The sequence below is a fragment of the Streptomyces sp. NPDC054932 genome (assembly GCF_053610205.1).
The window spans coordinates 1-9539 of the sequence record NZ_JBSGXU010000257.1 but is presented as its reverse complement, the minus strand read 5'-3'; the positions used below and the strand labels follow the sequence as shown (position 1 = coordinate 9539).

Here is a 9539-nt window from a genome sequence, read left to right as displayed (position 1 = left end):
GGGCCGGGCGACGGTCATCGACCCCGAAACGGAAGCCGAGGGGGTAGGCATGGGTGGCGATTTCGGTGGCGTTCGGGGCCGCGACCGGCAGCCCCGGTCCACGCCCGGAGACCGCCCCGGATCCGGAGTGCGCCCCTCGAATCGAGTGACCCGCACCCCCACCGCCCGCCACGGCGGACTCGTCGCGCTCGCCGCCTGCGTCGGCATCTGGCTCATGACCAGCGGTTCCCGCGAACCCGTCGGACCGCCGCTGCCCTCCCCCGCCGAAGCGCTGACCGCCGCGGGCGTGGTGGGCCCCGGTATCGCCCCGCTCCCCGGTTCCCCGCCGGGCCGGATCCGGATCCCCTCCATCCGGGTCGACGCCCCGCTGACCGGGCTCGGCCTGGATCCGGGCGGCAGCCTCGAAGTGCCTCCCCCCGACCGGCGCGACCTGGCCGGCTGGTACCGCGAGGGCACCACCCCGGGCGCCACCGGCACCGCCGTCATCGCCGGGCACGTGGACGACGCCGCCGGGCCGGGGGTCTTCTACCACCTGGGCGCGCTGCGCCGCGGGGCCTCGATCGAGATCCCGCGCGCGGACGGCCGTACGGCGGTGTTCACGGTCCACGCGGTCGAGGTCTACGACGCCGAGTCCTTCCCGGACACCCGCGTGTACGGGCCCTCGGTGCACGCCGAGCTACGGGTGATCACCTGCGGCGGCGGCTTCTCCCCGCGCACGGGCTACCGCGGCAACGTGGTCGTCTTCGCGCACCTCACCGGCACCTACTAGGGAGCCCCGCCGAGCAGACGGGACTTTGCGGACACGACCCAGGGGGTGTCCGGGCGGTGGTTCAGCCCCACTGCTCCAGGCCCAGCTTGATCACCAGCGCGCCCACCACGGTCAGCAGCACGCCGCGCACGAAGCCGCTGCCCTTCTTGAGCGCCATACCGGCGCCGATCATGCCGCCGGCCAGGTTGAACACCGCCATCAGCGCGGCCAGCTGCCACAGCACCATGCCCTGGTAGGCGAACATCGCGAGCGCACCGCCGTTGGTGCAGCAGTTCACGATCTTGGCGGTGGCGGAGGCGGTGACCAGGTCGACGTGGAGCAGCGCCGTGAGCGCGAGCACGAGGAAGGTGCCGGTTCCGGGCCCGATGAGGCCGTCGTAGAAGCCGATGCCGAGGCCCGCGAGCCCGATGGCGAGCAGCACCCGCTGCCGGCTGACGGGTGCGGTCGAGGGGGCGGCGCCGAAGCCCGGCTTGAAGATGACGACACCCGCGACGATCACGAGTACCACCATGATCAGCGGGCGCAGCGCGTCCTTGCTGATGCCGCCCGCGAGCGCGGCGCCGCCCATCGAGCCGGCGAGTGCGGCCACGCCGATGCGGACGGCCAGCTTCATGTTCACCGGGGCCTTGCGGGCGAACGTCACCGCCGCGCCGGCGGTACCGACGATGGCCACGGCCTTGTTGGTGCCGAGGACGGTGGCGGGGTGGGCGTTCGGCAGGCCGAGCAGGAGGGCGGGCAGGAGCAGCAGGCCGCCGCCGCCCACCACCGCATCGATCCAGCCGGCGGCCGCGGCGGCCACGCACAGGACGATGATCATGGTCGTTGATATGTCAGGCACGGCTCGACCCTATGGAGCAGTTGGGTGCAGTGACCATCAATCCCCGGAAACTTGCGCAAACGTTGAGCTTTGCCGGGCCGGCACCCGGTCCGGGGCCACCGGCGCCGCCGGGTCCACGACCGCCGTGAGCACGCTCGCGGCCAGCACACTGGCCGCCCCGAGCCCCGCCGCCAGCCGCCGTGCGGGCGGTACGGAGGCCAGCGCGGCGAACACGGCCCGCACCGGCGAGGGGCCGCGCGGCTTGCGGTGCCGGGCCACCGCCGGAGCCTCGGCGCCGACGGGGACGGAGAGGGCGACGTGCAGCGGGTGACGCATGGGGCGGTGACTCCTCGGGGAACGCGGGGGATGCGGCGGTGGGCAGCGGGCGCGGTCCGGGCGCTCGGCCCGGAAGCCGGTTCAGAGGCCGGTTCAGAAGCTGAAGCACTCGGAATGGATACGACCGGCCGGCACCCCGGCCCTCAGCAGTGCGGCCCGGGTCGCCCCGGCCATCCCCGGCGGCCCGCACAGGTACACGTCGTGCTCGGTCAGGTCCGGCACGAGTGCGGCCAGCGCCTGCGGGGCCAGGGGGTCGTACGCCGCGCCGGACGGCCCAAGGAGATAGTGCAGACCGGCCTGCCGCTCGGCGGCGATGGCCTCCAGCTCGGCCCGCAGGACCAGGTGCTCCTCCGCACCGGCCCGGTAGAGCAGCGTGATGTCCCCCGGGCCCCCGGGGAGCGTCTCGAACAGGGCCCGCATCGGGGTGATCCCGACCCCGCCCGCGATCAGCAGCACCTTGGGCCGGGTCCGCCGGGCGGCGGTGAGCGCGCCGAACGGCCCGGTGGCCAGGACCCGCGTCCCGGGGCGCAGCCGGCGGATCCGGCGGGAGTGGCCGCCGAGCCCCTTGACGGTGATCCGCAGGGCGTTCCCGCGGACCGGCGCGGACAGCGAGAACGGCAGGGCCGTGTGCCACAGCCGCCGCTGGAGGAACCGCCAGCGCAGGAACTGGCCCGGCTCCGCGCGCAGTTCCGCGAGGCGCTGCCCGTAGACGACGACCGAGACCACCCCGGGCCCCTCGACCCGGACGTCCGCGACCCGCAGCGCGTGCCGCAGGGCCTGCCGTACGGGAACCACGGCGCGGTACCAGACCAGCAGGACGGCGACCACGGTGTGGGCGAGGGCCCAGAACCAGGCGGCCGCGGCCAGATCGGGCCCGGCCAGCTGGTGCCCGAAGGCGAGGGCGGCGGCGAGGTAGACGAGCAGGTGCACCCCGCGCCAGGTTTCGTGCGGCACCCGGCGGCGTACCGCACGGGCGGAGGTCACACCGACCGCGGCCAGGAGGACGGTCCCGGCCGCGGCGGCGGCGAGCGCGGGGTAGCCGAGCAGCTCCGAGACGGCGGAGACCACGTCGATTCCCTCGTGCACGGCGTATCCGAGCAGGGCGAAGAGCCCGTGCCCGAAGATGAGGAGCAGTACGTACCGGCCGCCGAAGGCGTGCCAGCGGGCGAGCCGGTCGGCGCCGACCCCGTGCTCGACGGCGGGTACCCGGGCCATCAGGAACAGCAGCACCAGTACCCCGTAGCCGGCGAGCAGGCCGGACAGGTGCGCGGCGGTGGCGAACAGCGCGTCGGGCCGGGCCGAGGGCCGCACCTGCGCCGCCCAGAGCAGGATCACCACCCCCGCACCGCCCAGCATCCCGCCCCTCACCCGCACCACCGCATCTCGCATACGGATCACGCTAAGGGCGCAGGTGGCGGCCCTGATGACCCTTAAGGCGGCCTTGAGGAAGGCCTCACCGACCCTTAACCCGGGCGCTGAGGTCGGCGTTCCGTCCGGGTAACAGAGGCGATGCCGTGGGGAAACAGCGGCCGCGCACGCTCGTGGCATGACCTCGGACAAGCGTGTGGTGGTGATCGGCGGCGGCCTCGCGGGCCTGCGGCTCGCGCAGCGGCTCGGCCCGGCCGCGACGGTGACCGTCCTCGGCGAGGAGACCCACGTGCCGTACAACCGGGTCCTGCTCGCCGAGGTCCTCGCGGGCCGGTACGCGCCGGAGGTGACCGCGCTCCCGGCACCCGGCCCGGCACTGCGCCAGGGGGTCCGGGCGGTGCGCGTGGACCGCGTGGAGCGGGCCGTGCACTGCGACGACGGCACGGTGGCGGAGTACGACACGCTGGTGCTGGCCACCGGTTCGAACGCGGTGCTCCCGCCGCTGCGCGGGCTGTTCGAACCCGAGGGACGGACGCTCCCGGACGGCGTGCACGCGTTCCGCACGATGGACGACTGCGTGGCGCTCTCGGCGGCGGTACGCCCCGGGGTCCGCGCGGTGGTGATCGGCGGGGGCCTGCTGGGCGTCTCGGCGGCCCGGGCGCTGGCCGTACGCGGGGCGCAGGTGGTCCTCGCCCAGCAGGGCGAGCGGCTGATGGAGCGCCAACTGGACGCGGACGCCTCCGCCCTGCTGCACGGGCACCTGACCTCACTCGGCGTGGAGATCCACACGGAATGCCGGGTCCGCGGCCTGATCACCTCCGCGGCACCTCTGCCGGGGCAGGATCCGGCCCCTCCGGCGTTCGAGGCGCGGGGCCCGGGGCGGAGCCCCGGCAGCGGCGCCGCGCAGGGGCAGCGCAAGGTCACCGGGGTCGAGCTCTCCGACGGCTACCGGCTCGATGCCGATGTCGTCGTGCTCGCCTGCGGCGTCCGCCCCCGCACCGGCCTCGCCCAGGCCGCCGGACTGGATGTCCGTACCGGCATCGTGGTCGACGACCACCTGCGCACCAGCGACCCGCACATCCACGCCATCGGCGACTGCGCCGAACACGCCGGCCAGGTGTACGGCCTCGCGGGCGCCGCCCTGGAACAGGCCGAAGCCCTCGCCGCGTTCCTCACCGGCGCCGGCGCGCGGTACACCGGCACCCGCGCCCTCACCCGCCTCACCCTCACCACCGAGGGGGACCGGTCCCTCGATCTCGCCGCCTTCGGCGAGACCACCCCCCTGCCCGGCGACGACGTGGTCCGCCTCGCCGACGCCACGCGCCGGACCTACCGGAAGGTCGTCCTGCGGGGCGACCGCCTCGTCGGCGGCGTGCTGCTCGGCGAGCTCTCCACCGTGGGGGCCCTCGCCCGCACCTGGGAGGGCGGGGAATCACCGGACGACCTGTTCCACCTGCTCACCGACGACGGAGGCCACTGACATGACCGAGCCCCTGCCCACGATCGTGCTCATCGGGCACGGCATGGTCGGCCAGCGCTACCTGGAGGCACTCGCCGAGCGCGGGGTCACCGCCACGCACCGGATCACCGTGCTCTGCGAGGAGCCGCGGCCCGCCTACGACCGCGTGCACCTGACCGCGTACTTCTCCGGCAGCACCCCCGAGGACCTGTCCATGACGCCCGCCGGGTTCATGGAGCAGCACGGCATCTCCCTCCACCTCGACGACCCCGCCGAGCACATCGACCGGGCCGCCCGCACGGTCACCTCCCGCTCCGGGCAGGTGTTCCCGTACGACGTCCTGGTGCTGGCCACCGGCAGCTACCCCTTCGTACCGCCGGTCCCGGGCAAGGACGCCCCCGGCTGCTTCGTCTACCGCACGATCGAGGACCTCCTCGCCATCGAGGAGTACGCGAAGACCCGGAGCTCCGGCGCGGTCGTCGGCGGCGGTCTGCTCGGGCTGGAGGCCGCCGGCGCCCTCCAGGGGCTGGGCCTCGACACCCGGATCGTCGAGTTCGCCCCGCGCCTGATGCCCGTACAGGTCGACGAGGGCGGCGGCGCGGCCCTGCTGCGCACCATCGAGTCCATGGGCCTGACCGTCCACACCGGGGTCGGCACCCAGGAGGTGGTGACCGGCGAGGACGGCCGGGTCAGCGGAATGCGGCTCTCCGACGGCTCCACCGTCGACACCGACCTCGTCGTCTTCTCCGCCGGCGTCCGCCCCCGCGACCAGCTGGCCCGTGACGCCGGACTGGACGTCGGCGAGCGCGGCGGCATCGCGGTCGACGCCCGCTGCCTCACCTCCGACCCGCACGTCTACGCCATCGGCGAGTGCGCCCTCGCCGTGGACGGCCGGGTCTACGGGCTGGTCGCCCCCGGCTACGAGATGGCCGAGACCGCTGCCGACGATCTGCTGGGGCGCGAGAAGGAGTTCACCGGAGCCGATCTCTCCACCAAGCTCAAGCTGCTCGGCGTGGACGTGGCCTCCTTCGGCGACGCCCACGGCACCACCGACGGCAGCCTCGACGTCGTCTGGTCCGACTCCCGCTCCGGCGTCTACAAGAAGCTGGTCGTCTCGCCCGACGGGGTCCTCCTCGGCGGGGTCCTGGTCGGCGACGCGGACTCGTACGGCCTGCTGCGCCCTCTCACCGGCAGCGTCCCGCCCGTGGCCCCCGAGCAGCTGGTGCTGCCCGCCGGGGTCGGCGCCCCGGTCGCGCTCGGCCCGTCCGCGCTCCCCGACCACGCGGTGATCTGCTCCTGCCACAACGTCACCAAGAAGGCCATCGCCGCCTGCGCCACCCTCTCCGAGGTCAAGAAGTGCACCAAGGCGGGCACCGGCTGCGGCAGTTGCGTCAAGGTGATCGGGCAGCTGCTGCCCGCAGCCGCCGACAAGGGGCTGTGCGGCTGCTTCCCCTTCACCCGGGCCGAGCTCTACGAGATCGTCCGCACCCGCCGGCTGACCTCGTACGAGGAGCTGCTCGACGGCCACGGCCGCCCCGAGGCCCGCGGCGGCGACGGCTGCGAGGTCTGCAAGCCCACCGTCGGCTCGATCATCGCCTCGCTCGCCCCGACCCTCGGCGCGAGCGGCTACGTCCTGGACGGTGAGCAGGCCGCCCTGCAGGACACCAACGACCACTTCCTCGCGAACCTGCAGCGCAACGGCTCCTACTCGGTCGTCCCGCGCATCCCCGGCGGCGAGATCACTCCCGACAAACTGATCGTGATCGGCGAGGTGGCCCGCGACTTCGGCCTCTACACGAAGATCACCGGCGGACAGCGCATCGACCTCTTCGGTGCGAGCGTGGACCAGCTCCCGCGGATCTGGGCGCGGCTCGTCGACGCCGGGTTCGAGTCCGGACACGCGTACGGCAAGGCCCTGCGCACGGTGAAGTCCTGCGTGGGGCAGACCTGGTGCCGCTACGGCGTCCAGGACAGCGTCCGGATGGCCATCGACCTGGAGCTGCGCTACCGGGGGCTGCGCGCCCCGCACAAGCTCAAGTCGGCGGTCTCCGGCTGCGCCCGCGAGTGCGCGGAGGCGCAGAGCAAGGACTTCGGCGTCATCGCGACGGCGAGTGGCTGGAACCTGTACGTCGGCGGGAACGGCGGGGCCACTCCGCGCCACGCCGATCTGCTGGCCCAGGACCTGTCGGACGCGGAGCTGATCCGGCTGATCGACCGGTTCCTGATGTTCTACATCCGCACCGCGGACCGGCTGGAGCGGACCTCCACCTGGCTGGATCGGCTGGAGGGCGGCCTCGCGCACCTGCGGGACGTGGTCGTGCACGACTCGCTCGGGCTGTGCGCGGAGCTGGAGGCCCTGATGGCCGACCACGTGGCGCACTACCGGGACGAATGGGCCGAGACGCTCCAGGACCCGGAGCGGCTGCGCCGGTTCGTGTCCTTCGTGAACGCGCCCGGCGCCCCCGACCCGACCGTGAAGTTCGTCCCCGAGCGCGACCAGGTCAAGCCCGACCTGGCCGTCCTGACCATAGGAGGAGCCGTCCGATGACCGTGGAACTGCAGGTTGCGCAGGGCTGGCTGACGGTGTGCGAGCTGTCCTCGCTCACCCCCGGGCGCGGGGTCGCGGCGCTGCTGCCGGACGGGAGCCAGGCCGCGGTGTTCGTCGACCGCGCGGGGCGCCCGTACGCCATCGGCAACCAGGACCCCTTCACCGGGGCGCACGTGCTCTCGCGCGGGCTGGTGGGGACGGCGGGAGGGCGGCCCTTCGTGGCCTCGCCGCTGCTCAAGCAGCGCTTCGACCTGGAGTCGGGGCGCTGCCTGGACGACGAGGAGATGGCGGTCCGGACCTACCCGGTGCGGACCGCCGTGACCTCGTGACCTCGTGACCTGGTCACCTCGTGACCGTGGGGTGGAGCGCGGTCAGCTCTGGATCATGGACGGGTCCATCCACATGATCTCCCAGGTGTGACCGTCGAGGTCGTCGAAGGCGCGGCCGTACATGACGCCGTGGTCCTGGGCGGGGCGGGGCTCGGTGGCACCGGCCGCCAGGGCCCCGTCCACCAGCTCGTCGACCGCGGTGCGGCTGTCGGCGCTCAGACAGAGCAGCACCTCGGACGTCTTCGTCGCGTCCGCGATCTCCTTGTGGGTGAAGTCCTTGTAGCGGTCCTCGGCCAGGAGCATCGCGACGATGGTGTCGCTGATGACCATCGAGGCGCAGTTCTCGTCGGTGAACTGGGCGTTGAAGGAGTAGCCCAGCTTGCTCCAGAAGGCCTTGCTGGCGTCCAGGTCCTTGACCGGCAGGTTGACGAAGATCATGGTGGCGGACATCGAGGTCCCTCTTCTCTCGGGTGCGGTGCGGCGCGGTGCGCGGTGTGTGCTGCTCGGTGCTTTCGAGGGGTAGACCGCGGTGCCGGGGAGAACTCATCGCTCCCCCGCGAAGTTTTTTCGGTGCATCGGATCCCGCCGTACGCCGCACCGCGGCACGGCCGGAGGATTGAACGTCGAGCGGTCGCTCGTGCGTAATGAGGAGTTGGCGCCCCGGCAACTGGCGTCTCCTAGGTTCCTCGACGCGTGCGACCCCGCGTCCGACCGGCCGCGGGGCCTTCCTCCCACAGGAGTGACCGTGGAACGTCGTACCTTCCTGCGCGGCGCAGTGATCGGTTCGTCGGCCGCCGCCTTCGGCGGCACGTTGATGCACGGGGCCGCCTACGCCGCCCCCGCCCAGCCCGGTGCCGGACCCTACGGGGCGCTCGGCGCGGCCGACGCCAACGGCATCATGCTCCCCAGCGGCTTCACCAGCCGGGTGATCGCCCGCTCGGGCCAGACCGTCAGCGGCACCTCGTACACCTGGCACAGCGCCCCCGACGGCGGTGCGTGTTTCGTCGACGGCTCGGGCTGGATCTACGTCTCCAATTCGGAGATCAACCCCTCCGGCGGCGCCAGCGCGGTGAAGTTCAATTCCTCCGGCACCGTCACCGGCGCCTATCGGATCCTCTCCAACACCCGGCAGAACTGCGCGGGCGGCAAGACCCCCTGGAACACCTGGCTGTCCTGTGAGGAGGTCAGCCTCGGCTACGTCTACGAGACCGACCCGTACGGGGTGAACGCCGCCGTGCAGCGCCCGGCGATGGGCCGGTTCAAGCACGAGGCGGCCGCCGCCGACCCGGTGCGCCAGGTGGTCTACCTGACCGAGGACGAGACCAACGGCTGCTTCTACCGCTTCGTCCCGACCACCTGGGGCAACCTCTCCTCCGGCACCCTCCAGGTCCTGAAGGCCGGCACGGCCACCTCCGGCTCCTTCACCTGGCAGAACGTCCCGGACCCGGACGGATCGCCGACCGCGACCCGCAGCCAGGTCTCCGGCTCGAAGAAGTTCAACGGGGGCGAGGGCTGCCACTACGCCAACGACACCGTCTGGTTCACCACCAAGGGCGACAACCGGGTCTGGCAGCTCAACCTCACCAACAACACGTACGAGCTGGCCTACGACGACTCGCTCGTGCCCGGCGGCGCGGCCCCGCTGACCGGCGTCGACAACGTCACCGGATCCTCCTACGGCGACCTGTACGTCGCCGAGGACGGCGGCAACATGGAGATCTGCGTGATCACCCCGGACGACGTGGTGGCGCCCTTCCTGCGGATCACCGGCCAGTCCTCCTCGGAGATCACCGGCCCGGCCTTCTCGCCCGCCGGCAACCGGCTCTACTTCTCCAGCCAGCGCGGTACGAGCGGCAGCTCGACCGGCGGCATCACCTACGAGGTGACCGGCCCGTTCCGCGTCTGAGCGGGTC

9 protein-coding genes are annotated in these 9539 nt (G+C 73.0%); 5 read left to right on the top strand and 4 right to left on the bottom strand.

The window, feature by feature from the left end:
• Positions 1–214 precede the first annotated feature (214 nt).
• Entirely contained in the window at positions 215–769 is a 555-nt protein-coding gene (locus tag ACWGE1_RS37665) for a class F sortase (RefSeq protein WP_453424975.1), read from the top strand.
• 61 nt (positions 770–830) lie between these two features.
• Here ACWGE1_RS37665 and ACWGE1_RS37660 read toward each other — a convergent pair whose 3' ends face one another.
• From ACWGE1_RS37660 to ACWGE1_RS37650, 3 genes are all read right to left on the bottom strand, one after another.
• Entirely contained in the window at positions 831–1607 is a 777-nt protein-coding gene (locus tag ACWGE1_RS37660; protein ID WP_453424974.1) for a sulfite exporter TauE/SafE family protein, read from the bottom strand.
• Between the two features lie 36 nt (positions 1608–1643).
• On the bottom strand, positions 1644–1922 hold the full coding sequence (locus ACWGE1_RS37655) for a hypothetical protein (protein WP_453424973.1): 279 nt from the start codon (positions 1920–1922) through the stop codon (positions 1644–1646).
• A gap of 93 nt (positions 1923–2015) precedes the next feature.
• Positions 2016–3311: a ferredoxin reductase family protein gene (locus ACWGE1_RS37650; protein ID WP_453424972.1), complete on the bottom strand. Its 1296-nt coding sequence runs from the start codon at positions 3309–3311 to the stop codon at positions 2016–2018.
• Positions 3312–3468: 157 nt separating this feature from the next.
• On the opposite strand from ACWGE1_RS37650, the gene ACWGE1_RS37645 reads away from it, so the two are divergent.
• The 3 genes from ACWGE1_RS37645 to nirD are packed head-to-tail and all read left to right on the top strand — an operon-like array spanning position 3469 to position 7626.
• Positions 3469–4770, top strand: coding sequence for an NAD(P)/FAD-dependent oxidoreductase (locus tag ACWGE1_RS37645; protein WP_453424971.1), 1302 nt, complete (start codon positions 3469–3471; stop codon positions 4768–4770).
• Position 4771: 1 nt separating this feature from the next.
• Positions 4772–7297: a nitrite reductase large subunit NirB gene (nirB, locus tag ACWGE1_RS37640; RefSeq protein ID WP_453424970.1), complete on the top strand. Its 2526-nt coding sequence runs from the start codon at positions 4772–4774 to the stop codon at positions 7295–7297.
• On the top strand, positions 7294–7626 hold the full coding sequence (gene nirD / locus ACWGE1_RS37635; RefSeq protein ID WP_453424969.1) for a nitrite reductase small subunit NirD: 333 nt from the start codon (positions 7294–7296) through the stop codon (positions 7624–7626). The genes nirB and nirD overlap by 4 nt, the downstream gene beginning before the upstream one ends.
• A gap of 42 nt (positions 7627–7668) precedes the next feature.
• On the opposite strand, the gene ACWGE1_RS37630 is transcribed toward nirD, so the two are convergent.
• Entirely contained in the window at positions 7669–8076 is a 408-nt protein-coding gene (locus tag ACWGE1_RS37630) for a VOC family protein (RefSeq protein WP_453424968.1), read from the bottom strand.
• Positions 8077–8371: 295 nt separating this feature from the next.
• On the opposite strand from ACWGE1_RS37630, the gene ACWGE1_RS37625 reads away from it, so the two are divergent.
• Positions 8372–9532: an alkaline phosphatase PhoX gene (locus tag ACWGE1_RS37625; protein WP_453424967.1), complete on the top strand. Its 1161-nt coding sequence runs from the start codon at positions 8372–8374 to the stop codon at positions 9530–9532.
• The last annotated feature ends 7 nt before the right edge of the window (positions 9533–9539 follow it).